General features: G+C 72.0%; 21 protein-coding genes. 12 read left to right on the top strand and 9 right to left on the bottom strand.

Annotated features, from left to right (window positions below; translation table 11 throughout):
* Nucleotides 1-157: 157 nt before the first annotated feature.
* The 3 genes from NRP21_RS16195 to NRP21_RS16185 are packed head-to-tail and all read right to left on the bottom strand — an operon-like array spanning nucleotide 158 to nucleotide 3,924.
* Nucleotides 158-2,419, bottom strand: a complete 2,262-nt coding sequence (locus NRP21_RS16195) for a xanthine dehydrogenase family protein molybdopterin-binding subunit (protein ID WP_257717259.1) — start codon at nucleotides 2,417-2,419, stop codon at nucleotides 158-160.
* Between the two features lie 4 nt (nucleotides 2,420-2,423).
* Nucleotides 2,424-3,452 (bottom strand): FAD binding domain-containing protein, encoded by a 1,029-nt coding sequence (locus NRP21_RS16190; RefSeq protein ID WP_257717258.1) that lies wholly within the window; start codon nucleotides 3,450-3,452, stop codon nucleotides 2,424-2,426.
* Between the two features lies 1 nt (nucleotide 3,453).
* Nucleotides 3,454-3,924 (bottom strand): (2Fe-2S)-binding protein, encoded by a 471-nt coding sequence (locus NRP21_RS16185; RefSeq protein ID WP_257717257.1) that lies wholly within the window; start codon nucleotides 3,922-3,924, stop codon nucleotides 3,454-3,456.
* A gap of 231 nt (nucleotides 3,925-4,155) precedes the next feature.
* On the opposite strand from NRP21_RS16185, the gene NRP21_RS16180 reads away from it, so the two are divergent.
* The 8 genes from NRP21_RS16180 to NRP21_RS16145 all read left to right on the top strand — a co-directional run bounded on the left by NRP21_RS16180 (nucleotide 4,156) and on the right by NRP21_RS16145 (nucleotide 13,449).
* Complete coding sequence (locus NRP21_RS16180) at nucleotides 4,156-5,745, top strand: ABC transporter substrate-binding protein (protein ID WP_257717256.1); 1,590 nt, start codon at nucleotides 4,156-4,158, stop codon at nucleotides 5,743-5,745.
* A 28-nt stretch (nucleotides 5,746-5,773) separates the two neighbouring features.
* Nucleotides 5,774-6,613 (top strand): creatininase family protein, encoded by an 840-nt coding sequence (locus tag NRP21_RS16175; protein WP_257717255.1) that lies wholly within the window; start codon nucleotides 5,774-5,776, stop codon nucleotides 6,611-6,613.
* Between the two features lie 70 nt (nucleotides 6,614-6,683).
* Nucleotides 6,684-7,274, top strand: a complete 591-nt coding sequence (locus NRP21_RS16170; RefSeq protein WP_257717254.1) for a chromate transporter — start codon at nucleotides 6,684-6,686, stop codon at nucleotides 7,272-7,274.
* Nucleotides 7,275-7,802, top strand: a complete 528-nt coding sequence (locus NRP21_RS16165; RefSeq protein ID WP_257717253.1) for a chromate transporter — start codon at nucleotides 7,275-7,277, stop codon at nucleotides 7,800-7,802.
* 211 nt (nucleotides 7,803-8,013) lie between these two features.
* On the top strand, nucleotides 8,014-9,621 hold the full coding sequence (locus NRP21_RS16160) for an alpha-amylase family glycosyl hydrolase (protein ID WP_257717252.1): 1,608 nt from the start codon (nucleotides 8,014-8,016) through the stop codon (nucleotides 9,619-9,621).
* Nucleotides 9,622-9,737: 116 nt separating this feature from the next.
* Nucleotides 9,738-11,336: an alpha-amylase family glycosyl hydrolase gene (locus NRP21_RS16155; RefSeq protein WP_257717251.1), complete on the top strand. Its 1,599-nt coding sequence runs from the start codon at nucleotides 9,738-9,740 to the stop codon at nucleotides 11,334-11,336.
* A gap of 169 nt (nucleotides 11,337-11,505) precedes the next feature.
* Nucleotides 11,506-12,360: a shikimate dehydrogenase gene (locus NRP21_RS16150; protein WP_257717250.1), complete on the top strand. Its 855-nt coding sequence runs from the start codon at nucleotides 11,506-11,508 to the stop codon at nucleotides 12,358-12,360.
* A gap of 93 nt (nucleotides 12,361-12,453) precedes the next feature.
* Nucleotides 12,454-13,449: a Bug family tripartite tricarboxylate transporter substrate binding protein gene (locus tag NRP21_RS16145; protein WP_257717249.1), complete on the top strand. Its 996-nt coding sequence runs from the start codon at nucleotides 12,454-12,456 to the stop codon at nucleotides 13,447-13,449.
* Between the two features lie 27 nt (nucleotides 13,450-13,476).
* Here the strand turns inward: NRP21_RS16145 and NRP21_RS16140 are convergent, their stop codons facing one another.
* The 4 genes from NRP21_RS16140 to NRP21_RS16125 form a co-directional block, all read right to left on the bottom strand.
* Nucleotides 13,477-14,436 carry a Bug family tripartite tricarboxylate transporter substrate binding protein gene (locus NRP21_RS16140; RefSeq protein ID WP_257717248.1) on the bottom strand — a complete coding sequence of 320 codons (960 nt, stop codon included), beginning with the start codon at nucleotides 14,434-14,436 and terminating at the stop codon, nucleotides 13,477-13,479.
* Nucleotides 14,437-14,544: 108 nt separating this feature from the next.
* Nucleotides 14,545-16,398: a hypothetical protein gene (locus tag NRP21_RS16135; RefSeq protein WP_257717247.1), complete on the bottom strand. Its 1,854-nt coding sequence runs from the start codon at nucleotides 16,396-16,398 to the stop codon at nucleotides 14,545-14,547.
* A gap of 177 nt (nucleotides 16,399-16,575) precedes the next feature.
* Nucleotides 16,576-17,694 carry a pyridoxal phosphate-dependent aminotransferase gene (locus tag NRP21_RS16130; RefSeq protein WP_257717279.1) on the bottom strand — a complete coding sequence of 373 codons (1,119 nt, stop codon included), beginning with the start codon at nucleotides 17,692-17,694 and terminating at the stop codon, nucleotides 16,576-16,578.
* A gap of 52 nt (nucleotides 17,695-17,746) precedes the next feature.
* A complete protein-coding gene (locus NRP21_RS16125) occupies nucleotides 17,747-19,162 on the bottom strand; it encodes a gamma-glutamyltransferase family protein (RefSeq protein ID WP_257717246.1) in 1,416 nt (471 codons plus the stop codon).
* 168 nt (nucleotides 19,163-19,330) lie between these two features.
* On the opposite strand from NRP21_RS16125, the gene NRP21_RS16120 reads away from it, so the two are divergent.
* Together NRP21_RS16120 and kynA are read left to right on the top strand one after the other, a co-directional pair.
* Nucleotides 19,331-20,140 (top strand): DsbA family protein, encoded by an 810-nt coding sequence (locus tag NRP21_RS16120; protein ID WP_257717245.1) that lies wholly within the window; start codon nucleotides 19,331-19,333, stop codon nucleotides 20,138-20,140.
* Nucleotides 20,133-21,047: a tryptophan 2,3-dioxygenase gene (kynA, locus tag NRP21_RS16115; protein WP_257717244.1), complete on the top strand. Its 915-nt coding sequence runs from the start codon at nucleotides 20,133-20,135 to the stop codon at nucleotides 21,045-21,047. The genes NRP21_RS16120 and kynA overlap by 8 nt, the downstream gene beginning before the upstream one ends.
* Nucleotides 21,048-21,214: 167 nt before the next feature.
* Here kynA and NRP21_RS16110 read toward each other — a convergent pair whose 3' ends face one another.
* Nucleotides 21,215-22,054, bottom strand: coding sequence for a class I SAM-dependent DNA methyltransferase (locus NRP21_RS16110; RefSeq protein WP_257717243.1), 840 nt, complete (start codon nucleotides 22,052-22,054; stop codon nucleotides 21,215-21,217).
* A gap of 426 nt (nucleotides 22,055-22,480) precedes the next feature.
* On the opposite strand from NRP21_RS16110, the gene NRP21_RS16105 reads away from it, so the two are divergent.
* Nucleotides 22,481-23,023, top strand: coding sequence for a DUF421 domain-containing protein (locus NRP21_RS16105; RefSeq protein ID WP_257717242.1), 543 nt, complete (start codon nucleotides 22,481-22,483; stop codon nucleotides 23,021-23,023).
* Between the two features lie 330 nt (nucleotides 23,024-23,353).
* Here the strand turns inward: NRP21_RS16105 and NRP21_RS16100 are convergent, their stop codons facing one another.
* The gene (locus NRP21_RS16100) at nucleotides 23,354-24,517 is read right to left on the bottom strand and encodes an aminotransferase class V-fold PLP-dependent enzyme (protein WP_257717241.1); all 1,164 of its coding nucleotides are present in this window, start codon (nucleotides 24,515-24,517) and stop codon (nucleotides 23,354-23,356) included.
* A 133-nt stretch (nucleotides 24,518-24,650) separates the two neighbouring features.
* On the opposite strand from NRP21_RS16100, the gene NRP21_RS16095 reads away from it, so the two are divergent.
* On the top strand, nucleotides 24,651-25,592 hold the full coding sequence (locus tag NRP21_RS16095) for a M14 family metallopeptidase (protein ID WP_257717240.1): 942 nt from the start codon (nucleotides 24,651-24,653) through the stop codon (nucleotides 25,590-25,592).
* Nucleotides 25,593-25,594: the final 2 nt, after the last annotated feature.

Raw genomic sequence — 25,594 nt, 5'->3', positions numbered from 1 at the left:
GCCTCAGCGCTCGGTCGTCCCTTCGGCGCCGCCGGCCTGCTGCACCGGGCCGAGGCGCGGCCGATGGTCCACCGCGTGGCTGGTGGCGAGAATGTGCCAGCTCTCGTCGATCGCCCGGATGAACTGTCCGACGAGCCAGTCGGTGGAGGGCGCGGGGTCAGAGCAGGTCCTCGATCCGGATGGGCAGGTCGCGCACGCGGCGGCCGGTGGCGTTGAACACGGCATTGGCCACCGCCGCGTTCATGCCGACGATACCGATCTCCCCGATCCCCTTGATCCCCAGCGGGTTCACCGTCTCGTCCTTCTCCGGCACCATCAGCACCTCCACGCTCCGCACGTCGGCGTTCACGGGGATCAGGTACTCCGCGATGTTGTCGTTGGTGTAGCGGGCGGCCACCGGGTCGATCTCGGTCTTCTCGTGCAGGGCTGCGCCGATGCCCCAGATCATGCCGCCCATGTACTGGCTGTGCGCCGCCATGGGGTTGACGATCCGGGGCGAGGCGAAGGCGCCCAGGGCGCGGGGCACGCGCACCTCCCGCGTGCGGGCATGAACGCGCACCTCCACGAACTGCGCGCCGAAGGCATAGGCCGTCACGTCGTCCCGGCTGTGGCCGCGGGACATGGCCATCTGGCCCTGCCGCAGCTTCTCCATGGCGTCCGGCGGCACGCCCTTGGGGATGTTCTCCGCCTGCACTGCGAGCGGACCTTCGCCCAGGCGAGAGAGGGCGCGGGCCAGAGACTCCTGCGCCCCGCCCGGGCCGACCAGCGCGCGGCCGGAGAGGGAGAGGGCGGCGGGGTCCTGCCCGGCGAAGGGGCTGTCATTCGCCAGGGTGGCGGCGCGTGCCAGCCGCTCCCGGACCTCATCGCAAGCCTTGGCGACGGCATGGCTGATGGCCGCCGTGTGGTTTGACCCCGCGGCGAGGCCGGCGGCGGGGAGGTTCGTATCCCCCAGCTCCACCGCCACGTCCGACACCTCCAGGCCGAGCTGCTCCGCCGCCGTAATGGCGATGACGGTGTAGGCCCCGTTGCCGATCTCGTGCGCCGCAATCCGCACCCGCGCGTGCCCATCCGGGTGCAGCGTGACCTCCGCGCTGCCCGGGCCGATATTCGCTGCGTAGGCGGCGGTGGCGCAGCCATACCCGACCAGCCAATCCCCATCCCGCACCGCGCCCGGCACCGGGTTGCGCGCGGACCAGTTGAAGCGCGCCGCGCCCTTGTCGAAGCACTCCATTAGGGAACGGGAACTGAAGGGTAGCCCTGTCGCGGGATCGGTCTGGGTGTCGTTGATCCGCCGCAACTCGATCGGGTCCATCCGCAGCGCGAAGGCCAGCTCGTCCATCGCGCATTCCAGGGGGAACATGTAGGGCCCCTCGGGCGGGGCGCGCATGAAGCCCGGCGTGTTCCGGTCCGCGTGGACGATGTTCACCTTCGTCAGGATGTTCGGGCAGGCATAGATCCGCGCCGTCGTCTCCGTGCCGGACACGTTGTACTGCGAGGGGCGGGAAGTGACCTCCCAGCCCTCGTGCCGGAAGGCGGTCAGCTTCCCGTTGCGGTCGGCGCCGAGCTGGATGTGGTGCCGCGTCTCCGCGCGGTAGGTGACGATGGTGAAGCCCTGGTCGCGCGTGGAGACGAGCTTTACCGGCCGCCCAACACGGCGCGCCGCAACCGCGATCCAGGCCGTGCGCGCGGTGATGCCGCCCTTGCTGCCGAAGGCTCCGCCGACGAAGCGGGAGACGACGCGGATGCTCTCCGGCTGGATGCGGAGCTGCTTCGCCAGGTTCCCGCGCAGTCCGTAGACGAACTGGCTGGGCTCATAGACCGTCAGCTTCCCGTCCTGCCATTCGCAGGTGGTGGTGAAGAGCTCGATCGGGTTGTGGTGCTGGGTGGGTGTGCCGTAGCGCTGGTCCACCCGGAACTCGGCATCCCGGAAGGCGCGCTCCGCGTGGCCGACGCGGTAGTCCTTATGCTCCCCGGCCTTGCGGACCTCCTCCACCGCGCCGGGGCTGCCGAAACTGGCGGAGGGCGCCTCCTCCTCGTAGTCCGGGCGGACCTTGTGCGCGGCCTCGCGCGCCGCCTCGAAGGTCTCGGCAACCACCACGGCGATGATCTGGCCGTCGTGCCAGATCCGGTCGGATTCCATCGTCTCCGTGGTGTCGCCGCCGGCCATGGGCTTCGGCTTCTCGGCCTCGCCGCCGACATTCTCGTGCGTCAGGATGTCCAGCACCCCTGGCACGGCGCGGGCCTCCTCCAGCCGGAAGCCGCGGATGCGGCCGCGGGCGATGCTGCTGGTGACGAGGAAGGCCCAGGACGGGTTCGCCACCACCTCGTCGGAGGCGTAGCGCGCCGCGCCCGTGACCTTGGCGCGGCCGTCGATGCGGATGGTGGCGGGGCCGATATGTGGGGTGCTGCCATCGGGCATGGGATCAGGCCTCCATCGCGGCGGCTTGCAGCAGGGCGCGCACCAGGGTGCGGCGGCCCAGCTCCGGCTTGAAGCCGTTCTCGCTGTGGGTGACGGCGCCGCGGAAGGCGGCCTCCGCCGCCTCCTCCGCCGTCTTCTCGGTCAGGGGGCGTCCGCGCAGGGCGGCCTCGGCCTCCCGCGCGCGCCAGGGCTTGGCTGCCAGCCCGCCCAGGCCGATCCGCGCCTCCCGCACCTCGCCGCCCTCGATGTGCAGCGCGACTGCGGCTGAGGCTATGGCGAAGGCGAAGGACTCCCGGTCCCGCACCTTCACGTAGAGGGACCGGCGGGTCCAGGGGCCGGCGGGGACGTGGAAGGCGGTGATCAGCTCGCCCGGTTGCAGCACCGTCTCGATATGCGGCGTGTCGCCGGGCAGGCGGTGCAGTTCCTCGAAGGGGATGCGGCGCGCGGTGCCGTCCACGGCCAGGATCGACACATCGGCGCCCAGTGCCGCCAGGGCGTTGGCGAAGTCGCCGGGATAGTGCGCGATGCAGTGCTCGCTGACGCCCAGCACGGCCAGATGGCGGTTGTTGCCCTCCAGCGCCGCGCAGCCTGTGCCGGGATCGCGCTTGTTGCAGGCGCGCCAGCTCGGGTCGCGGAAGTAGTTGCAGCGCGTGCGCTGCAGGACATTGCCGCCCAGGCTGGCCATGTTCCGCAACTGCTGGTTGGCTGCCAGCTGCAAGGTCTGCGCGATCACCGGGTAGTCCCGCAGGATCGCGGGATGCTCCTGCGCCTCCGCCATGCGGGCGAGGGCGCCGAGCGTCAGCCCCCCGGCATCCGCCTCGATGCGCCCGTGCTCCGCCCGCAGCGCCCCGATGTTGATCAGGGCAGCGGGGTGGGCCACCCCGATCTTCATCAGGTCCAGCAGGTTGGTCCCGCCGGCCAGGTACTGCGCGGGGGCGCGGATGCGGCCCTCGCCGGGCGGGGCGGCGTGCCCGGCGGCCGCGTGCAGTGCCTCCGGCGTGGCGCCGGGCTGCTCATAGGTGAAGGGCCGCATCTCAGGCGCGCTCCATCTGCGGCCGGGCCTGCTTAATGGCCTCGACGATCTTCGGATAGGCGGCGCAGCGGCAGAGATTGCCGCTCATGTACTCCCGGATCTCGTCATCCGTCCTCGCATGCCCCTCTTCCACGCAGGCGATGGCGGAGAGGATCTGGCCGGGGGTGCAGTAGCCGCACTGGTAGGCGTCCTGCTCCAGAAAGGCCTGCTGCATGGGGTGCAGCGGCCCGTCCCCTTCCGCCAGCCCCTCGATCGTCGTGATCTCCGCCCCCTGCGCCGCCACGGCCAGGGTGAAGCAGGACAGCACGCGCCGCCCGTCCATCAGCACCGTGCAGGCGCCGCACTGGCCGAGGTCGCAGCCCTTCTTCGTGCCTGTCAGGTCCAGGTGCTCGCGCAGGGCGTCCAGCAGTGTGGTCCGGACATCGGCAGCCAAGCGCCGCTCGGTGCCGTTCACCTTCAGGGTAATGTCCATGGCCGCTCCGGTGCCTCTTGCTGGGGCAGGGGGGCGGCCCCTGGCCTTGTTCGCTCCCGGCCTAACGCGTTCCGTCCGGCGAAGCGGCTTCCGCCGCCCTGTCACCCTTCCGTGAGGGGCAGGCGCCCACCCCGATAAGAGTTTTCGATGCCACTTCTCGCCTTCTCGGCTACCGGCCCCGCTTCCGTGAACGAACAATGACGCCGCGCTGGTGCGGAGAGGGGTTCCACGATGCTCGGACGACGCGATGCCCTGAAGCTGGCCCTGGCGGGCGCCGCGACGGCCTACGCTCCCGCCGTCCACGCCCAGGCCGCCGCCCGCACGCTGAAGTTCGTGCCCCACAGCAACCTGTTCAGCGTGGACCCGATCTGGACCCCCGCCGCCGTGGTGCGGAATCACGGCTACATGGTCTTCGACACCCTCTACGGCATGGACGCGAACTATAAGCCCCAGCCGCAGATGGCCGAGGGGCACGTACTGGAGGATGGCGGGAGGACCGTCACCATCACTCTTCGCCCCGGGCTGACCTTCCACGACGGCGAGCCGGTGCGCGCGGCCGACGCGGTGGCGAGCATCCGGCGCTGGGCCCGGCGCGCCGCCATCGGCGGCAAGCTGATGGACTTCACGGACGAGCTCTCCGCGCTGGACGACCGCCGCATCCGCTTCCGCCTGAAGGAGCCTTTTCCCCTGCTGCCCCACGCGCTGGGGCATGTCGGCGCGCCGATCCCCTTCATCATGCCGGAGCGCCTGGCGAGGACGGACGCCTTCCAGCAGGTGCGCGAGGTCGTGGGCTCCGGCCCCTTCCGCTTCAAGGCGGACGAGATGAACCCCGGCAGCTTCTTCGCCTATGAGCGCTTTGCCGGCTACAAGCCCACGCCGACCGGCACGCCGAGCCTCGTGGCCGGCCCGAAGCAGGTCTGGTTCGACCGCGTGGAGTGGACGGTGATCCCCGACGCATCCACCGGCGCCGCCGCCATCCAGTCCGGGGAACAGGACTGGCTGGAGGCGCCGGAGCCGGACCTGGAACGGATGCTGGCGCGCAGCAACGCCCTGCGGATCGAGCCGCTGGAACTGATCATGCGCCCGGCCTACCTGCGGCTGAACCACCCGCACCCACCCTTCAACAACGTGAAGGTACGACAGGCGCTGCTGGCCGCGGTGGACCAGGCCTCCTTCATGTCGGCGGTGATCGGGCCCGACCCGCAGCGCTACGTCAGCGATGCCGGCATCGTCACACCCGGCTCGCCCTATGCCACGCGGGTGGGGCTGGAACCGATCCTGGCGCCGCGCAGCACCGATCGCGCCAAGGCCCTGCTGAAGGAGGGCGGCTACAACAACGAGCCGGCGCGCCTGCTGGTGGCCATGGATGTCGGTGCCCAGGCCGCGCTGGGCCAGGTGGCGGGGGAGCTGTTCCGGGGCATCGGCCTGAACCTCGATTTTGTTTCGACGGACTGGGGCAGCATCCTCCAGCGCACCACGAACCGGGAGCCGCTGGAGAAGGGCGGCTGGTCCAGCTACGCCACCTTCTTCCCCGGCCTGGACCTGTTCGACCCCGGCGCCAACGCCGTGCTGCGCGGCAACGGCCTGGCCGGCGCGAATGGGTGGCCCACTTCGGCGAAGCTGGAAGCCCTGCGCGACGAGTGGTTCCGCGCGCCGGACGAAGAGGCGCGAAAGGCGGTGGCCGGGCGGATGCAGACCGTGGCGCTGGAGGAGGTGCTCTTCGTGCCCCTCGGCGCCTTCCGCTCCAACACGGTGATGAAGCGGAACCTGGAAGGGCGCGTGCCGGGCATGCCGCTCTTCTGGAACATGAAGCGGGCGTGATCCCCGCGATCGAAGGGTGCAGGAACGCATGAGCGCGGATCGGAACGGCGCGGGCTACTCCGTCTTCACCGACACCATGGCCGATATGACCTATCCGGAGGTGGCGGAGGCGGCGGAGCGCGGCGCCGTCGTCCTCTGGGCGCTGGGCGTGATCGAGCAGCACGGCCCACACCTGCCGCTCGCCACCGATGTCTACGTGCCGATGGCCGTGCTGCGGCAGGCGAAGGCGCTGCTGGCGGAGCGGGGGATCGAGAGCATCATCGCCCCGCCCTTCTACTGGGGCATCAACGCCGTCAGCAGCAGCTTCCCCGGCAGCATCAAGGTGCGCGCGCCCGTGATGATCGAGCTGATGAAGGATGTCTTCGCGTCCCTGGGCGGCGACGGCTTCCGCCGCATCTTCTGCCTCTCCGGCCACGGCGACGCGCAGCACAACCGCACGATCTACGACGGCATCGTGGCGGGCTGCGGCCCGGAGACGATCGAGGGGCACTTCGTCCTCGCCCCCGTGATGCGGGACCGGCTGGAACTGGACCCGGCCGATCCGCGCCTCGTCACCTACGGCAAGGCATCCAGCGGCACCCCTGATAACCTCGACATCCATGCCGGGGAATCGGAGACCTCAGTCCTGCTGCACGAGTGCATGGAGGCCTGCCGCTGCGGGCTGATCCCGGGCCTCAAGCCCACCAACCTGGGGATGGAGGACCTGAAGGTCTGGCGGAAGGGCGGCAAGCACGCGCTGAAGGTCACGCCCATGGGGTATTTTGGCGATCCGGCGGCCGCCACGGCGGAGAAGGGGCGCGAGTTCCTGCGCCAGAACGCCGCCTCGGTGGCGGAGGCGATCGAGCGGACCATCCGCGCGGCCGCCTGAGGCGGCCCGCATTGTGGGAAGCCCGGCAAGGGCCTAAGGCTTGGGCCATGGCATCTGCGGCAGAGCGGACATGGCCCAAGAATCCGCCGGCGTGACCGGCGCCCCGGCCTCCCCGGGCCTGATGCAGCTCTTCCTCGCCTTCACCAAGATCGGCCTGACGAGCTTCGGCGGCGGCCTCAGCGGCTGGATGATGCGGGAGTTCGTCCAGCGCCGCCGTTGGGTGGAGGAAGGCGAGTTCCTTGCCGGCCTGTCGCTGGCCCAGGCCTTTCCCGGCGTGAACGTGGTCAACCTCTCCATCTGGATCGGCTACCGCCTGGGCGGGAGCGCGGGCGCGCTGGTCAGCGCGCTCGGCATGGTGGTGCCGGCCATGTTCGTCGCCATCCTGGCCGCCGCCCTCTTCGCGGAGGTCGCGCACTACCACCTCACCCACGTCATCCTCAGCGGCATCGCGGCCGCGGCGGTCGGGCTCTCGCTCCAGATGGGCGTCCGCGCGGCGCGGCGGGCCGCCGTCTCGCCCGTGCCGGCGCTGATCCTGCTGGCCACCTTCTGTGCCCTGTTCTTCCTGCGCCTGCCGCTGCTGGCGGTGGTGCTGGTGATGGCGCCGGTCAGCCTGGCGGCCACCTGGTATCGCCTGCGCGGTGCGGGCGGAGGGGGGCGCTAGGTGCTGCTCTACCGTCTCTGGCAGATCCTCAAGGTCTTCGTCCCGCTCTCCTTCCTCACCATCGGCGGCGGGCAGAGCATCATCGCCGACGTGCACCGCCAGGCCGTGGCGGTGCAGGGCTGGATGACGGACGCGCAGTTCCTGGACCTCTTCGCCCTGTCACGCCTCACGCCCGGGCCGGGCTCGTTGCTCGCCACCCTCGTCGGCTGGCAGGCGGCGGGATGGGCAGGGGCGCTGCTCGCCTCCGTGGGAATTTTCCTGCCCTCCTCGCTGCTGGTCTACAGCCTCGCGCGGGTATGGGCGCGGCACCGCGGCGCGGCGTGGCAACGCGTGGTGGAGACGGGGCTGGCGCCGGTCGCGGCCGGCATGATCCTCGCCGCCTCCGCCACAGTGCTGCGCGCGGCGGAGGGCGAGTGGCTCGCCTGGGCGGTCGCCGCCGGCTCTACCGCGCTGCTCCTCTTCACCCGCGTCAGCCCCTTCCTGCCGCTGGGCATCGGCGCGGCCGTATTCCTGCTGTTCTGGTCCTGAACGCGGTCTTGCCGCGTGCCCTATGTTGTTGCCGGAAGCTTCGGCCTCCCCCATGCGCGGCTGCCGCGGATGCAATCCGAGTCGCGCGCGAACTGGGGGACATGGTGGGGAACGACCGAACCTTTCCCGGCAACATAGCCATCCCGCTTCCGGGGTGGCGCACCGGCGGAGCCTCCGCAAATCCGGCGCTCCAGCATCCCGGGGGCGCGCGTTGAGCAGCGGATACCGCTACGAGGGCGGGCCCGAGTGGTGGCGCCACGCCGTCATCTGCCAGGTCTACCCGCAGTCCTACCAGGATACGGACGGGGACGGCATGGGCGACCTGCCGGGGATCCTGTCCCGCCTGGGCCATCTCTCCTGGCTCGGCGTCGGGGCCGTCTGGCTCTCGCCGGTCTATCCCTCGCCGATGGTCGATGGCGGCTACGACGTCTCCGACTACACGGGCATCGATCCCCGCTTCGGCACGATGGAGGACTTCGACCGGCTGCTCTCCGCGATGCGCGAGGCAGGGATCCGGCTGATCCTCGACTGCGTGCCCAATCATAGCTCGGACCGGCATCCCTGGTTCGCTGAAAGCCGCGCCTCCCGCGGCAATCCTCGGCGCGACTGGTACGTCTGGGCCGATCCGGCGAGGGATGGCGGCCCGCCGAACAATTGGCTCAGCCGCTTCGGCGGCAGCGCCTGGAAACTCGATGAGGGCACGGGCCAGTACTACTACCACGCCTTCCACGAGGCGCAGCCCGACCTGAACTGGCGCAACCCCGCCGTGCGGGAGGCGATGGCGGAGGTGCTACGCTTCTGGCTTCGCCGCGGCGCGGACGGCTTCCGCCTGGACGCCACCGGCGTCCTGATCGAGGACGCGCTGCTGCGAGACGACCCGCCGAAGCCCGATGCCGGCGATTCCACGCCGCCGCCGGAGCGGCAGAAGCGCGTCTTCACCGATTCCCGGCCCGAGGCGATCGACTGCATCGTCGGGCTGCGGGAGGCGCTGGATGAATTCCCGGAACGCTTGCTGATGGGCGAGGCCGACGTCTCCACCGACCGCGCGACGCGCTTCTACGGCGGCCGCGACCGCCCCGCGCTGCACTTCCCGCTGAACTTCCGCTTGCTGGACACGCCCTGGGACGCGAGGAGCCTCGCGGCCGCGATCGACGAGTACCTGAACATCGTCCCGCCCCATGGCTGGCCCTGCTGGGCCCTCGGCGGCCACGACAAGCGGCGGATCGCCGGCTGCGTCGGCCCCGCCCAGGCCCGGGTGGCGGCGATGCTGCACATGACCCTGCCCGGCACGGCGATCTTCTATGCGGGCGACGAGATCGGGATGCCGAACGTGGAGATCCCGGCGGACCGGGGGCAGGACCCCTTCGAGAAGCTCGTGCCCGGCTACGACCTGAGCCGCGACCCGGAGCGGACGCCCATGCGCTGGGATTCCGGCCCGAAAGCCGGCTTCACCACCGGCGAGCCCTGGCTGCCCATCGGGCCGGACGTGGAGACGGTGAATGTCGCCACCCAGCGCGACGACCCCCGCTCCATCCTCGCGCTCTATCGCGCTCTGATCGCGCTGCGGCGGGAGCGCACGGCCCTTCGTGGGAACGGCTGCGAGCCGCTGCGGAGCGAAGGCGACGTGCTGGCCTTCCGGCGCCGTGCGGGCGGGCAGGGCGTGCTCGTCGCGCTGAACCTCGGCGCGGAGGCCGCGTCGTTTTCTCTGGGAGATCGCGGCCGCGTCCTGCTCTCGACGCATCTGGACCGCGCGGGCGAGGCGTGCTCCGGCGCGCTTCAGCTCCGCCCCGACGAAGGGCTGGTGCTCGCGCTCGGCTGATCCGCCGCCCGAAACCCCCTCAACGCCCGTGGGTTCTTCCGCGGGCCGGGGAGTCCCCGGCACCTCGTCACGCGGGCGGCGCCGGGGGGACCCGCGTGGCCCATCGGAGGTCCCGCATGTCCGACACCCTCTGGTGGCAGCACGGTATCGTCTACCAGATCTATCCGCGCTCCTTTCAGGACAGCAACGGGGACGGCATCGGCGATCTCGAGGGAATCCGGCGGCGGCTGGACCACCTGGTCTGGCTGGGCGTGGACGCGGTGTGGATCTCGCCCATTTTCCCGTCCCCCATGGCCGACTTCGGCTACGACATCGCCGACTACTGCGGCGTGGACCCGATCTTCGGCACGATCGACGACTTCGACCGCCTGCTGGCGGAGGCGCATGCGCGCGGCCTGAAGGTGATCCTGGACTTCGTGCCGAACCACACCTCGGACCGGCACCCCTGGTTCCTCGAGAGCCGCGCCTCGCGCGACAGCGCCTACCGCGACTGGTACATCTGGCGTGATCCGGGACCGGGCGGCGGCCCGCCGAACAACTGGCTGGCGAATTTCGGCGGCAGCGGCTGGGAGTACGACGAGGCCACCGGCCAGTACTACTTCCACAGTTTCCTGAAGGAGCAGCCCGACCTGAACTGGCGCAACCCCGCGGTGCGCCAGGCCATGTACGACGCGCTGCGCTTCTGGCTGGACCGCGGCGTGGACGGCTTCCGCGTGGATGTCATCTGGCTGCTGGTGAAGGACGAGGAATTCCGGGACAACCCGCCCAACCCCGCCTGGGAGCCGCACCACGCGAGCATCAACCAGCTCCTGCAGGTCTATTCCGCCGACCGGCCGGAGACGCTGGAAGTTGTGGAGGAGATGCGCGCCGTCCTCGACGAGTATGACGGCCGCGTGCTGATCGGCGAGATCTACCTGCCGCTGGAACGGCTGATGGCCTATTACGGCCGGGACATGAAGGGCGCGCACCTGCCCTTCAACTTCCAGCTCATCTTCGCCGCCTGGAACGCCGTGCAGATCGCCCGCATCGTCGCGGAGTACGAGGCCGCGCTGCCGCCGGGCGGCTGGCCGAATTGGGTGCTGGGCAACCACGACCAGAAGCGCATCGCGTCCCGCGTCGGCCCGGGCGGGGCCCGGCTGGCCGCGATGCTGCTGCTGACACTGCGCGGCACGCCCACCCTCTACTACGGCGACGAGCTGGGGCTGGAGAACGTGACCATCCCGCCCGACCGCGCGCAGGACCCGTGGGAGCGGAACGAGCCGGGCCTCGGCCTCGGTCGGGACCCGGCCCGCACGCCGATGCCCTGGAATGCCGGGAGGAATGGCGGCTTCACCACCGGCGAGCCCTGGCTGCCGCTGAACGACGACCACGCCGCGCGGAACGTCGCCGCCCTGTCCGCCGATCCGGCCTCCCTGCTGCATCTCTATCGCCGCCTGATCGCCCTGCGACGGGACCACGCCGCGCTGAGCACGGGCGACTACGTCGGCGTCGAGGTGGAAGGAGAGGTTCTGGCCTTCGAGCGGCGGCAGGCCGGCGCCCGGCTCCTCGTCGCGCTCAACTTCGGCCAGGCGCCCGCGCGCCTGCCGCTGCCGCAGGACGCGCCGGGTGCCGAACTCCTCCTCTCCACCCATCCCGGCCGGGAGGCCGCGCCCGTGCCGGCCGAGCTGCAGCTCGGCCCCGAGGAAGGCGTGGTGCTGGCCCTTCGCCCCGGCTGACCGCTGCAACGCCACGCGCAAGGGCCCGCCCCGGGGGCTGCCGCTGCTGCCCCGGCCTGCTAGGCTGCATCCCCGGGAGGACCGCGCATGACGAGGCGACCGAGATATCGTGGCAGGACGTGCACCGTTCCCCTGGCAGGGCGCGCCCGCGCCGTCCGGGCCTGACGCCGTGGCAGCCTCCAACCGTGTTCTCCTCGGCCTGCTCGGCCACCCCATCTCCCATTCCGCTGCCCCGGCGATGATGGAGGCGGCGGGGGCCGCCGTCGGGCTCGACATCCGCTACCACCTGATCGACGTGGCGGGTGCCGAGCCGGACGTGATCCGCCGCATCCTCGACGGCGTGCGGCTGATCGGCTTCGCCGGCATCAACGTCACCTTCCCCTACAAGCAGGCGGTGATCCCCTTCCTGGACGCCCTTGATCCCGGCGCCGCGCAGGTGGGTGCGGTGAACCTCGTCACCGTGCGGGACGGCAGGCTCACCGGCCACAACACGGATGCCACCGGCTTCCTTTCCGGCCTGCGCGCCACGGTGGGGGATGCGGCGAAGGCCGGCCCCGCCGTGCTGATCGGCGCGGGTGGCGCCGGCCGCGCCATCGCCTGGTCCCTCGCCAGGGGCGGCGTGCCGGAGGTGCGCGTCGTGGACCAGGATCCCGCCCGCGCCGCCGCTCTGGCGGAGGAAGCCTCGGGCTGGGGCGGCGGGCGCTTCCTGCCGGCCCCCGGCGTGGCCGAGGCGGTGCAGGGCGCGGCAGGCCTAGTGAACGCCTCCCCCGCCGGGATGCTGCCGGACACTTCCTCCCCCGTGGACTCGGCGCTGCTGCGCGCGGGGATGTGGGTGGCGGACGCGGTGTACCACCCGCCCGTCACGCCCCTGCTGGCGGCCGCGACGGCGCTGGGCTGCGCCATCATGCCCGGCCGCGCCATGTCGGTGGGGCAGGCGGGGGACGGCTTCGCCCTCTTCACCGGGCGCACTGCCCCGCCGGGCGTGATCGGGGACGCCTTCGACCGCCACGTCAGCGCCCGGTAAGCTTCCGCACCGTTCCGCTTGCCTGCGATGCGGGGAAACGCCTATCGCCATGGCAGGCGCCAGGATCACGGCGCGGGGATGGGAAACGAAGCGATGATCACCAGGCGGAATCTTGGTCTGGCGGCCCTGGGCGCGGCGACGGCCTCCATGGCGGCCGGAAGGGCGCGCGCCCAAGGCCAGGCAGCAGGCGCGGAATGGCCGCAGCGCCAGGTCACGCTCGTCGTTCCCTGGGCGCCCGGCGGCTCCACGGACACGCTGGCGCGGGTGCTGGCCCAGCGCGTCTCGGCCGATCTCGGCCGGCCCGTGGTGGTGGACAACCGGCCCGGCGCCTCCGGCACGGTCGGGCACGCCAGCGTCTCCCGCGCGCAGCCCGACGGCTACACGCTGCTGCTGGGCACCAACTCCACCTACGCCATGGCGCCCTTCCTGCTGAACAGCCTGCCCTACGACAACGACAAGGGCTTTTCCCCGATCGGGCTGCTGGCGACCAACGCGCAGTTCTTCTGCGTCCACCCCTCGCTGCGCGCGAACAACATCGCGGAGTTCATCGCCCTGGCGAAGGCCCAGCCGGGCAAGCTGAGCTACTCCTCATCTGGCGCCGGCTCCTCCGCGCACCTCGCCGTGGAACTGCTGGCGGTGGAGGCCGGGATCGACGTGCTGCACGTGCCCTATCGCGGCGGCGCGCCCGCCCTGCAGGCGCTGATCGCGAACGAGGTGCAGCTCTCCGCCGTGGACGCCGTTTCCGCGCTTCAGCCGATGCGCGCCAACGCCGTGCGTGCCATTGCCGTCTCCTCGAAGGAGGCTGATCCGGCGGCACCGGACGTGAAGCCCATCGCCGCGACCGTCCCGGGCTTCGAGTGCTCCACCGACTTCGCGCTCTTCGCTCCGCCCGGCGTCCCGGCCGCGCTGCAATCCCGCATCCAGCAGGCCTTCGCCAAGGCGCTGGACAGTGCCGAGGTGCGGGAGAAGCTGGCGACCATGGCCATCCGCCCCGTCGGCGGGAAGCCCGAGGACTTCCCGGCCTACCAGAAGCGCGAGATGGAGAAGTGGGGCGGCATCATCCGGGCGCGGAACATCAAGCCGGACTGATCCTTCCCCGGCGAGCGGGGGAGGGGCCTAGTCGGTCGCGCGGATGTTCAGCCGGCGCACCAGCTCGGTCCAGCGCTCCCGCTCCACCCGCGCCGCGCCCGCCAGCGCCGCGCCGTCGCCCGCGCGGGGATCGACGCCCAGCCCCAGCAGCCGGGTGCGAAGGTCGGCATCCGCCATCGCGGCCTGCGAGGCCTCGGTCAGGCGCGCGGCCAGGGCGGGCGGCATGTTCGCCGGCCCGAAGATGCCGAACCAGGTCTCGGAGACGAGGCCGGGCAGCCCCGCCGCCTCGCCCGTGGGGATGCCCGGCGCCAGCGGCGTCTCCTGCGCCGAGGTGACGGCAAGCGCCTTTACCGTGCCGGCCTGGATGTGGGTGGCGGCCGTCGCCGGCACGTCCAGCAGCACGTGCACGTCGCCCCGCAGCAGCTCGGCATAGACCGCGCCCGTGCCGCGATAGGGCACGTGGACCATGCCGAGATCGGCCAGGCTGTCCAGCAGTGCCCCGTTCAGGTGCGGCGTGGTGGCGACACCGGAAGAGCCGTAGTTCACCTGCCCACGCCGCGCCTTCGCCCAGGCGATGAAGCCGCGCAGGTCGTTCACCGGCACGGTCCTCGACACCAGCACGAGGGAGGGCGCCGCGCCGATCAGGGCCAGCGGCGTGAAGTCCTTCTCCACGTCGTAGGGCAGGTTCGCGCCGGTGGCGGGCGCGGTGGAGTGGATGGAGGATGTGGCGAGCAGCAGCGTCAGCCCGTCGGCCGGCGCCCGCACCACCAGTTCCGCCGCCGGAACGCCGCCTGCGCCGGGGCGGTTCTCAATCACCACCGTGGTGCCCAGCCGCTGCCCGAGGAGCGGCGCGTAGAGGCGGGAAACAGCATCGGTGGCCCCGCCAGCGGGGAAGGGCACGATCAGCCGCGTCGGGCGCTGCTGGGCGATGGCGGGGCGCGCCATCGCTGCCAGCGCCGGCAGGGCGAGAAGGGAACGGCGGTTCATCGGCATATCCAGGGAGAAAGGTCAGGTCGCGGCCGCTTCGGCCGTGTCGCCCTACGGCCCGCGAGGGTAGGAACGCAAGAAGCAGGCCTCGGGGCGGGCATTGGCGCCTCAGCCCCTGCAGCGGCGGAGGTCGATCGCGCCGCCCGGGGCCTCCCCCGCGTAGGGAGTCCGCGCGGCCGCGAAGAACACGCCGAGCCTCCGCGGGTCCTCGCTGTCCCCGGCGGCGCTGGGGCTCACCGCCTCCGGCGTCTCCAACACCAGCGTCGTCGTGCCGGTCGCGCGAAGGGGCACGAAGACCTCCCGCGGCGCCTTGCTCAGCTCAAAGGTGCAGCCCGGGCCTGGGCCCGTCCGCGCCACCACCCGCTGCGCCTCCCGTCCAGGCGGCACATAGGCGGCCAGGGACAGCACCATGCCCGCCGCTCCCGCCCCCCCGGCCAGGCGCAGGACCGCGGCCCCGCCGAGCGACCAGCGGCCGATCCTCTCCGGCGGCGACCAGCCCGGGAACTCCAGCGGCCAGGGGCGCGGCGCGAAGGGCAGGGGCCGGCAGGCCAGGCCCAGCCGGCCCAGCCCTTCCGCATAGGTCCGCAGATAGGCCTGCGCCGGCGGCACCTCGGCCGGTGGCAGGTGCCAGCGGATGGTCTGCCCCAGGCTCTGCAGCACGGCAGGGTTCGTGACCCAGGAGGTGTCGGGCTCGCAGGCGGCCTCGCGCAGCACGGCGAAGGCGCGCTCCCGCTCCGCCATGTCTCGGGCTGAGGCCCTGTTGTGGAGCAGGGCGAGGGCCGCGGAGACGCCAACCAGCCCGGCCACGGCCAGGGTGCAGGCCCGCGCCGCCAAGACCTGCCGCGCGGCCAGATGGATCAGGGCCGCCAGCGCCACCGCCGCCGCGAGCCCGGCGGCCAGCGCCGCCACGCGGGAATCCACGTAGGCGCAGTCCCCCGCGCGGCACCAGGCCTGGTACTTCGGCGTCAGCGCGTGAGGCAGCGTGTTGACGAAGGCCCAGCCCGCGCAGCAGGCGAGGATGCCGAGCGCCGGGCGAGGCCGCAGCGCGAGGGCCAGGCCCGGCAGCAGCCGCGCGCCCAGAGCGGCGCCGAGAAGCCCGGCCAACGCCGCCGCCGCGAGGTCCACCCGGCCGAGGGAGAGGCGCGGCAGGTAGGGCAGCACCGTGCCGTTGGCGACGTGCTGTGCCTGCAGCCGGACCACGTCGAGCAGCGAGGGATGGCCTAGCTCGTTGCCGGCATAGTGGCTGGGGAAGGCGAGCCGGTAGCCCAGGTAGAGGCCCGCCGAGAGGGCGAGGGCGGTGCCGTGCAGCCGCGCCGCCCGGAACCGCTCCGCCGGCCGCGCCGTGACCACGGCCAGGATCGCGAGGGCGAAGCCCGCAACCAGGGCGTATTCCAGTACGAGCATCGCGGCCGCCAGGGCCAGCACGGCGGCCACCCAGCCCGCGGGCCGCAGCCCCGCCGGCCCAGCCAGGGAGAGGTGCAGCCCGAAGAGCCCGAGCAGGGGCAGGGTGATGAGCAGCGGGAAGGCGTTGGGCGGCATGTGGTGCCCCACCATCGGCGTGAGGCAGAGCGTGAGGAGCAGCGCCGGCCGTGTCAGCGGAAGGCGGAAGCGCCGGGCCGCCAGGTGGCAGAAGGCGAGGAGCAGCGCGCCGAAGATGCCGACGGCCAGCAGCCGCCCCCAGGCGTACTCCGCCATCGCGGCGCCGGCCATGACGAGCGGCATGGCCGGGAAGATGCCCACCCGCCCCTGCGCCTCCGCCAGCTTGCGAACCTCGTCGAACAGGACGGAGGGCCGGTCGAGCGTGCTGAGCACGGCGAAGTGCCAGAAATTGTCGTCCGCGGACTGGTGAAAGGCCGAGAGGAAGGGCCAGAGCTGGAGCAGCGCGAGGAGGAGCAGCGCCGCATCGGGCAGGGCCTTGCCGGGCCAGCCGCGCCAGGACGCCCCCGGCGCGGCAGCCGCCACGGCGGGGAGGGAGAGCGTCGGGCGCTCGTCAGCCTTGTACGCGAACAGCGGCCCGTCCTCTCGAATCGTCTCACGACGCGAGGGGTTCTAGACATCTTTTTACATTTTGAGACCCGCGAATGCCTCGTTTTCGCATTGTCGCGTTCTGCGCCGGGTCACCGCCGGGCGAACCGCCCTTCAGCCCCGAAGCCAGCGCTGCAGCCGCGCCGGCGCCTCGGCCATGTCGGCTTCCGGCCCGCAATAGCTGAAGCGCAGAAAGCGGGCTCCGCGATCCGGGTCGAAATCCACCCCAGGCGTGGCGGCGATTCCCGCCTCCTCCAGCATGCGCCGGCAGAACTCCGGGCTGTCATTCGTCAGCTGGCCGACATCCGCCCAGATGTAGAAGGCGCCGTCCGCCGCCGCGATCCGGTCGAACCCCGCCCCGGGCAGTCCGGCCAGGAGAAGGTCGCGGGAGCGGCGGTAAGCGGCCCGGTTCGCCTCCAGCTCCTCCGTGCAATCGAAGGCCGCCTCCGCCGCCACCTGGGCGACGTGCGGGGCGGAGATGAACATGTTCTGCGCCAGGCGCTCCACCGGCCGCACCAGATCCTCCGGCAGGACGGTCCAGCCCACCCGCCAGCCGGTCATGCTGAAATATTTGGAGAAGCTGTTCACCACGATCGCGCTGGGCGAGAGGGCGGCGGCCGTGGCCTCCTCCATCCCGTAGGACAGGCCGTGGTAGATCTCGTCCGAGATCAGCCGCACCCCGTTGGCGTGGCACCAGCGGGCGATGCCGCCCAACTCCTCCGGCGTCAGCATCGTGCCGGCGGGGTTGCAGGGGCTGGCGACGATCAGCCCGGCCGGGCGCGGGTCCAGCGCCTCCAGCATCGCCACCGTCGGCTGGAAGCGGGTTGAGGCGTCGCAGGGTAGGAGCTGCGGCACCATGCCGAGCGCCGTGAGGATGTTGGCATAGGGCGGATAGTAGGGCGCGGCCATTGCCACCCGGTCCCCCGCGTCGAAGGCCGCGAGGAAGGCGAGGGGGAAGGCGCCCGATGCTCCTACCGTCACTGCGATCCGCTCCATCGGCACGGCGGCGCCGTAGTGCCCGGCGTAGCGTTCCGCGATGCGGGCGCGGAGCGAGGGAAGGCCGAAGGCCTCCGTGTAGCCCATGGGGTGCCCGTCCCGCAGGGCGCGGGCGGCGGCCTCGGCGGCGCCGCGCGGGGCGCCGGTGCCGGGCTGCCCCACCTCCATCCGCAGGATGCCCGGCTGCCCGGGCGGGATGGCGGCCGCCCGCGCATTGGCGGCCGCGATCACGTCCATGACGAGGAAGGGCGGCGCGCTGGCGCCCCGCCCGACCTTGAGCCCGCCCAACTCAGTCGTTCCCGGTCGAAACGCCGAAGCCCCGCGCATCCGCCACGGCGCCACAGTTGGAGGCGCGGACGCTGCCCTGGCAGGAAACGGCGACGCCCCGCCCGGGCTCCGGCGCGCCGGAGGCGATGGCCTGGCCCAGCGGCACCCGCCGGCCGAGATGCAGCCCCGCGGGGCCCCCGGCGGCGGCCGGCGCCGCGCCCTGGCCCGATCCGGCGCCGACGTAGCGCATGGTCTTCACGTTGAGGTTGGCCAGCAGGACCGCGCCCAGCGGGGGCGCCTGCACGCCCCCCATCCCCGGCGCGGGCGCCAGCAGGAAGCCCATGCCCGGCACCATCCGCCCCGTGCCGAAGAGGTTGTTCATGGTGAAGGCGCAGGCCACCGCCCCGCCCTCCCGGTCCTGCACCACCACGGAAGTGCTGGCGCCGAAGTTCCCGGCCACGACGGAAGGAGAGCCGCCCGAGGCCGCCGCGCGGAAGGCCGCGAGCGTCGCGCCGCCATCCACGGAGGCGGGCAGGGTGCCCAGCACGTCCGACCCGACCCTCTCCTGCGCCGCCGGCACGGCCTGGGGCACGGCGCTCCGCATCTCGGCCACGGTCAGGAAGCCGCCGGCCGCCGCGCTGCCCTCCTCCACCCGGCGGGCCAGGCCGCCCTGGTGGAAGTCGCCCACGCCCGCCGTGCGGATGCCGGAGAGGGTGGTGGCCAGCTCCGTCTGGGTCAGCGCCGCGCCCTCGGCGACCGGGTTGCCGCCGGGGGCGAAGACGGCGCGGCTGACGGGATCGGCCAGGAGCGGCCCGGCCACCGCCGCCAGGTCCGTGGACAGCGCGCGGGACACGGGGGTGCCGAAGCGGGCCATCCCCTCCGCGGGGGCAATGGTGCGCTCGAAGGGCAGGCGGCCCTGGCGGGCGTGCAGCGCGAAGAGGCCGCGCGCCATCATTGGGATGGCGGCGGGGCGGTCCGCCCCGCGCGGCACACCCTCGCGCGCCCCGGGCTGGAACAGGAAGGCCTCGATCTCGTTGCGCCGGGGATCGTAGCCGAGGCAGGCGCCGCCGCCGCCGAGCCCGGCGCGGGAGGGCAGGGTGACCGTGAGCGCGAAGCCCGCCGCCGCGGCCGCATCCGCCGCCGAGCCGCCGGCCGAGAGGACGTCCCGCGCCACCAGCGCGGCCCGCGGCTCCTCCGCCGCCACGTTGCCGAGGAAGCCCTGCACGTAGCCGGCCTGGCCCGGCTGGAGGGAGGGGCCGCCCGTGATGGCGTTGCTCACCCGGTCGATGGTGGAGCAGCCCGCGAGCGCCGCCAGGGCGAGAGGCAGGGCCAGGATCTTCGCCCGGCGCGCGGCTCCTCGGTGAGCGGGAGGGCGGGGCGCGATGAGGCTCTCACGGTTCGCCATGCTGTCCTGGGCCATCCCCGCCGTGGTCGTCATGGCCGCGTTCCTGGCATTGGGGAGCGCCGGGGCGCAAGGGGGGCGGGCCGCGAAGCCTGCCTTTGCCCGGCGCGGGGCTGGAATGCGGGGCGGTGCGGTCCATGATAGGCTGCTGTCTCGAGGCCCGTGCCCGGGGCGGGTTTCCCCCGGGCAGAGGAACAGAAACCGATGAAGAAGATCCTGATGGCGGGCGCCGCGCTGGCGCTGGGCGGCGGCATGGCCCTGGCGCAGGGGCTCGCGCCCCAGAGTTCTGCGCCCCAAGCCCCGGTGCCGCCGGGCGAGGCCCCGGCGCCAGCCTCCGCCTCCCCGTCCTTCTCGCCGCAGCAGCGGGAGGAGATCGTCTCCATCCTGCGCGAGGCGCTGAGAACCGACCCCTCCATCCTGCGGGACGCCGTCGGCGCCATGCAGGATGCACAGCGGCGGGAGCAGGCGGACGCCCAGCGCGCCGCCCTGGCCGCCAGCCGCGACGCGCTGTTCAACGACGCGCGCGACCCCATCAAGGGCAACCCGCGCGGCGACGTGACGATCGTGGAATTCTTCGACCCGCGCTGCGGCTACTGCAAGGCGCTGCACCCGAACATGCAGGCCCTGCTGCAGCGGGACCGCAACGTCCGCGTGGTGATGAAGGACCTGCCCATCCTCGGGCCGAACAGCGTCGTTGCCAGCCGCGCCCTGCTGGCCGCCCAAAAGCAGGGCAAGTACGAGCCGCTCTACGACGCGCTGCTGAAGCTGCGGACGGAGCCGACCGAGCAGGTAATCCAGGCCGAGGCGCAGCGCGCGGGCCTGGACTGGGCCCGGCTGCGGCGGGACATGGACGACCCGGCGATCATGCAGCGCATCCAGGCCAACATGGCGCTGGCCCAGCGGCTGCAACTGGAGGGCACCCCCGCCCTGGTGATCGGCGACACCCTCGTCCCCGGCGCCGTGGAGCTCTCCGAGCTGGAGCGGCTGGTGGCCGAGGCGCGCCGCCGTGGCTGACGTGCCGGAGGGGGCCTCTGGCGGCGCGGCAGAGACCACGGTCCTCGGGGGAGGGGGATCCGGCGCGGACGCGCCGGACCACGCGCGGGAGGAGGGGCGCGGCCTCGCGACCGACTTCTCCCGCACCATGTCCTACGGCGGCTACCTGCAGCTGGACACCCTTCTCTCCGCGCAGAACCCGCTCTCGGACAAGCACGACGAGCTGCTCTTCATCGTCATCCACCACGTCCAGGAACTCTGGATGAAGCTCATCATCCGGGAGCTGGAGGTGGCGACGGCCTGCGTGCGCGCGGACGACCTGCGCCCGGCCTTCAAGGGCATGGCGCGCGTCTCGCGCATTCAGCGGCAGCTGGTGGAGGCCTGGGACGTGCTCTCCACCATGACGCCGGCGGATTACCTCTCCTTCCGGGACGTGCTCGGCCAGTCCTCGGGCTTCCAGTCCTGGCAGTACCGGCTGATGGAGATCCTGCTGGGCGCGCGGGACGAGTTCATGCTGAAGCCGCACGCGCACGATGCCGCGCTGACGGCCCGGCTGCGCCAGGCTTTCGATTCCCCCTCTCTCTACCAGGAAGCCCTTCGCCTGCTGGCCCGGCGCGGCATCCCCGTGCCGGATGCGGTGCTGAACCGCGATCCCGCCACGCCGCACGCCGAGGATGAGGGCGTGGTGCGGGCCTGGGAGATCATCTACCGCAACAGCGCGCAGCACTTCGACCTCTACGAGCTGGCGGAGGAGCTGGTGGACCTGGAGGACGCCTTCCAGCAGTGGCGCTTCCGCCACGTCACCACGGTGGAGCGGGTGATCGGGATGCGCATGGGCACGGGCGGATCGGCCGGCGTGGCCTATCTGCGCCGGGCGCTGGAGCGGCGCTTCTTCCCGGAGCTGTGGACGGTGCGAGGGCGGCTGTAGAGGCGGCGCATCCCGCCAAGCGGCAGATTCGGTCCGGCTGAACGCCGGATCCCCCCGAACTGGACTCGCTCTCGCCTTCCACCAACCCCCATCGTGAGACCATGCCTCGCGAACGGAAGGCCATTCCTGACTTGCACTTCCGTTCACCGGTCGGAGGATCGCGAACGTCAGGCCGCGCGGGCCAGACAGACCTGGTTCAGGCTCCCCGGCTCCAGCGGGTTGCGCGAGAAGTCACCGTAGCGGTCGACGAGCGTGAAGCCGCAGGCTTCAAGCAGCCAGGGCACCTCCTGGGGAAAGAACTGGCGGAGGACCAGGGGAGCCATGGGCTGCATTTCGCCCTCGGCTCGCCGGATGCGCCACTGCGCTGTCCGCAGCTGCGTGATCGGATCGTAGCTCGCGATCTCCTCCGCTTCGACCGCTGACGACGGGTTCGGGCCAAGATCCAGCCGCCGGGCTTCGCGCCCGGGCGGGCTAAGCATGCCGAGGTCCGGGCTGACGACGTCGAAGGCGAGCAGGCCTGCAGGAGCCAAGTGTCGCCGAACCGCCGCCAGGCAGGCGCGCAGGTCCTCCGGCTCCGTCAGGTGGGCAAGCGAATTGCAGGAGATGATCACCATCCCGAAGCGCTGGGCGAGGTCGAAGTCACGAATGTCGCCGAGGACAAAGCGCGCCGGGAGCCGTCGCTCCGCTGCCTTGCGCGCAGCGGCGGCCAGCATGGCACGGGATGCGTCGAGCCCGGTTACCTCGTGCCCATCCGCCGCGATCGGCAGGGTCAGGCGTCCGGTTCCACACGCCATTTCCAGCACTGGCCCGCCCTGATGCCGCGCCTCTTCGCGGTAGAATGCCTCGCAAGGTCCTGGCTGCACGATGGCGTCGTACAGTTCGGCATAGTCGTACAGCGACGGTAGGCCTCGATCAGGGTGGGCGTCGGGCGCTGCGGTTCCCCTGCGAGAGCCCGGCTCCATGTCGGATGCGGGCTCAGCGAAACAATAGTGCGGCGGTATCTGCATATCCGCCTCGTGTCATCAAAGCAGAGCACGTTCAAATCCTATCGAGAGCTCCTCCTGGAATGTTCTCTCGCACTGGACGGAGCAGCGGGGCTGTGAGTGATCGGGCCAACACCCTTGGAGTGACACCGAGCTGACTGGCATCGCTCAGCCGGCCCTTGATCCCATGCGTGATCGGCATCTTGCTGGAGCGGTGATGCCCGTTGATGAGGCATTCGGACGGTGTGCGGCGGCGGCGCCCTCGTTCCCATCGCGTGGGATCGTGAATGGGAAGGTGGATCGGGCGGTGTCTCCCGGGAAGCGTCAGGGCGACGTGCAGCGGGATCCCTGGCTCCTTCGAACGCGGACTGAGGCCACGATAGGATGGTCAAGTCGCCAGCGCTGCTCCAGGCTTCAGCCGAGTGCCGGCAGGTATCACGGAGGACTGCGATGGAACACCTGCTGGGTGGGGCGGGCGAGGTGGGCTGGATCGGCCTCAAGGCGCTGCTGCTCTATCTCACCGCTGTCATAGGGCTGCGTTTCGGCTCGCGCCGCACTCTTGCCGATCTGTCGCCCTTCGACTTCGTGGCCGCCGTCGCGGTCGGCGCGATTGTCGGCCGCATCCCGAATGCACATGATGCAAGCTATCTCACGGGCATCGCGACACTCGGGGCCGTGCTCGCCGGCCATTGGTGCGTTACCCGGCTGCACGCCTCCCCATCCGTCGGGCATCTCCTCGATCCCGCACCCAGGCTCCTCGTCGTGGACGCCACGGTGCTTGAGCGCGACCTCGCTCGATGCGGGCTGACGCGCGCCGATCTCTATGCCCTTCTGCGCCGGCAGGGCGTCGAGGACCTCAGTGAGGTTCGGTTCGCAATCCTTGAGGCGCGCGGTCAGCTCTCCATCATACGCCGCGCCAACGCGCGCCGGGAGATGGGCGGCCTCGTGCAGTCTGTTGTTGCAGGGCAGGCGAGGGTTGATCCACGGCCTTGAACGAGCGTCTCGCCTCATGCGAGGCACCCGGTCATGGTGCCAAGTTCCGCGCAGGTGCTGTGTAGCGCTCCGACGAAGCCTACGACCGAAATGGGCGCGTATTCACGGATGGCTTTCGATCTGCAAGTGTTGCCGCGGCAAGCTGGCATCCTGCCCAGCCGTGTCCGCCCTCGATCCGCGGCGCACGCTCAACGCCGCCGTGTCCGGGGAAGAAGTGGAACCAGGAATCGGGCCTTGGCTAGGTTCGCTCTCCTGCCCGCAGCAGCGAAAGATTCCCAAAGCGCCCACAAGCTTTCGTCGGTCCCGTAGCCACCTTTCAGGACCGGCGCATCAACTGGAGAGGCGGCGGATGCGGTCCAGCGCCGCGTCCACCTCCTCCCCGGTCTGGTAGGGGCCGAAGCCGAAGCGCAGCCGCCGCCCCCGCCGGTCGGTCACGATCCCGGCCGCGTGCAGTCGGGCCTGCCAGGCTTCCGCGTCGTCCAGGTCGAAGGCGAGGAAGTTGCCGCGGTTCGGCTCGGAGAGCGGCATGGCCAGCCGCGCGGGATCCAGTCCCGTGCCCACAAGCCCCGCGCAGAAGCGTTCCTGCAGGGCCACCGCGTGGTCGTGGACTGCCGCCGCCGTGAGCCCCTGCTCCGCGAACCAGCGCATCACCGCGTCCAGCCGGTAGAGGCCGGAGGGGTCGAAGGTCGCGCCGAGGAACCGGTTGCCGCCCTCGGCGTAGCCAACCCCTCCGTCGCTCGCGGCAAGCGCCCCGAAGGCCGCGTACCAGCCCGTGTCGCGCGGGCGTGGCAGCAGGTCCGGCGGGCAGTGCAGGAAGCAGCAGCCCTCGCCGGCCATGGCGTATTTGTAGCCGCCCGCCGTGTAGAAGGCGCGGTGCGCGATGCGCGAGAGGTCCACCGGCCGCGCCATGAAGGCGTGGTAGCCGTCGATCACCAGCACGGCCTCGCCAGCGGCCTCCGCAAGCGCCTCGAGCCCCGTCAGCGCGTAGCCGGAGTGGAAGAACACCTCGCTGACCCAGATCAGGTCGAAGCCGCGCCCATCAGAACCCCGGCGCGCCGCTTCCACCAGCCGCGCCACGCAATCCCCGCCCGGTTCCGAGGCAACGCGCGTGACGGCGATCAGCCCCTCCTCCTCCAGCCGCGCCGCCTGGCGGGCGAAGGAGTGGAACTCGCCATCCGTGGTCAGGACCCGCGTGGCTCGGCCAGCAGGCATGCAGGAGAGGATGCGGCGGACGAAGTCGTGCGTATTGGGCGCGAAGGCCAGCGTGCCGGGATCGGGCAGGTTCAGATGCCCCGCCACATGGGCGCGGCAGGCCGCCATCAGCGGCCCCAGCACCGCCTCCCACTTGTCGTCCTGCAGGCGCGCCGCCTCGTCCCAGGCGCGGATCTGCGCTTCACGCGTCACGTCGGGCCATGGATGGTGGCTGTGCGCGGCGAAGTGCAGCCGCCCCGGCTGGGCGGAGAGGAAACGGGAGAAGTGCGCGCGCAGGTCCAAGGGAGGACTCCGGATTGTCGCCGTGGGGCAGGCGTATAGAGTGGCGGCGGGAGACCGGGAATGGCGATGGGCCTTGTGCCAGTGGGCGCCGACCGAACCGCCCCGGCCGGCGCCGGAAGGGTGGCCCCCCGGCATGGATGACAGCTTCCCCGTCCGCGTGCCCGTGCCGGACCTGCGGGACCTGACGGCGGGCAATACCGGCATCCCCGGCGTATGGAGCCTGGATTCCGGGCTGCCCGGCCCGCGCGCCGCGATCGTTTCCCTCGTCCACGGCAACGAGTTCCAGGGGGCGGCGGTGCTGGCGCGCTGGCTGCGGGCGGGGCTGCGCCCGGCACGCGGCAGCCTCACCCTCGTCTTCGCTAACCTGGACGCTTTCGCGCGCTTCGATCCGGCAGACCCCACCCTGTCGCGCTACGTGGACGAGGACCTGAACCGCGTCTGGTGCCCCGCGCTGCTGGATGGTGGGCGGGACAGCCTGGAGCTGCGCCGCGCCCGCGCCCTGCGCCCCGCGCTGGAGGCGGCGGAGGTCCTGCTGGACCTGCACTCGATGCTCTGGCCCTCGGACCCGCTGATGCTCGTGGGCCGCGCCCCGGACGCGCTGGATCTGGCCCGCCGCGTCGGCGCCCCTCCCGTGGTCGTGCTGGATGGTGAGAGGCCCGAGGGGCCCCGCCTGATCGACCACGCCGGTTCCGCCGGGTCCGGCCCGCCGCGCCTGACCTTTCTGGCCGAGGCGGGGCCGCACTGGGAGCCGGAAACCGAGGCCGTGTCCGAGGCCTGCGCCGCCGGGCTGCTGCGGGCCCTGGGGATGCTGCATCCCGCCGCCGGCGCGCCGGATGTGCAGCCAGAGGTTTGGGCCGTGTCGCGCTGCGTCACCGCCGCTTCCCGCCATTTCGCCTTCACCCAGCCCTTCCGCGGCGGCGTGGTGATCCCCCGCGCGGGCACGCTGATCGCGCGGGACGGGGAGGCGGAGATCCGCACCCCGCACGACGACTGCATGCTGGTGATGCCCAGCCCCCGCGTGATGCGCGGGCACGTGGCGGTGCGGCTGGGGCGGCGGGTGGGGGCGCGGGGATAACG

Source organism: Roseomonas populi, assembly GCF_024594815.1.
In the GTDB taxonomy this organism is placed as follows: domain Bacteria; phylum Pseudomonadota; class Alphaproteobacteria; order Acetobacterales; family Acetobacteraceae; genus Roseomonas; species Roseomonas populi.
The sequence above is the reverse complement of the archived record's forward strand: the minus strand, read 5'-3'. Positions and strand labels throughout refer to the sequence as shown.

Coding starts and splice junctions, on each gene's coding strand:
- NRP21_RS16195 (WP_257717259.1), bottom strand. CDS start 2,419: ATGCCCGATGGCAGCACCCCACATATCGGCCCCGCCACCATCCGCATC.
- NRP21_RS16185 (WP_257717257.1), bottom strand. CDS start 3,924: ATGGACATTACCCTGAAGGTGAACGGCACCGAGCGGCGCTTGGCTGCC.
- NRP21_RS16105 (WP_257717242.1), top strand. CDS start 22,481: ATGGAACACCTGCTGGGTGGGGCGGGCGAGGTGGGCTGGATCGGCCTC.
- NRP21_RS16180 (WP_257717256.1), top strand. CDS start 4,156: ATGCTCGGACGACGCGATGCCCTGAAGCTGGCCCTGGCGGGCGCCGCG.
- NRP21_RS16095 (WP_257717240.1), top strand. CDS start 24,651: ATGGATGACAGCTTCCCCGTCCGCGTGCCCGTGCCGGACCTGCGGGAC.
- NRP21_RS16130 (WP_257717279.1), bottom strand. CDS start 17,694: ATGGACGTGATCGCGGCCGCCAATGCGCGGGCGGCCGCCATCCCGCCC.
- NRP21_RS16110 (WP_257717243.1), bottom strand. CDS start 22,054: ATGCAGATACCGCCGCACTATTGTTTCGCTGAGCCCGCATCCGACATG.
- NRP21_RS16190 (WP_257717258.1), bottom strand. CDS start 3,452: ATGCGGCCCTTCACCTATGAGCAGCCCGGCGCCACGCCGGAGGCACTG.
- NRP21_RS16175 (WP_257717255.1), top strand. CDS start 5,774: ATGAGCGCGGATCGGAACGGCGCGGGCTACTCCGTCTTCACCGACACC.
- NRP21_RS16120 (WP_257717245.1), top strand. CDS start 19,331: ATGAAGAAGATCCTGATGGCGGGCGCCGCGCTGGCGCTGGGCGGCGGC.
- NRP21_RS16170 (WP_257717254.1), top strand. CDS start 6,684: ATGGCCCAAGAATCCGCCGGCGTGACCGGCGCCCCGGCCTCCCCGGGC.
- NRP21_RS16140 (WP_257717248.1), bottom strand. CDS start 14,436: ATGAACCGCCGTTCCCTTCTCGCCCTGCCGGCGCTGGCAGCGATGGCG.
- NRP21_RS16155 (WP_257717251.1), top strand. CDS start 9,738: ATGTCCGACACCCTCTGGTGGCAGCACGGTATCGTCTACCAGATCTAT.
- NRP21_RS16125 (WP_257717246.1), bottom strand. CDS start 19,162: ATGACGACCACGGCGGGGATGGCCCAGGACAGCATGGCGAACCGTGAG.
- NRP21_RS16145 (WP_257717249.1), top strand. CDS start 12,454: ATGATCACCAGGCGGAATCTTGGTCTGGCGGCCCTGGGCGCGGCGACG.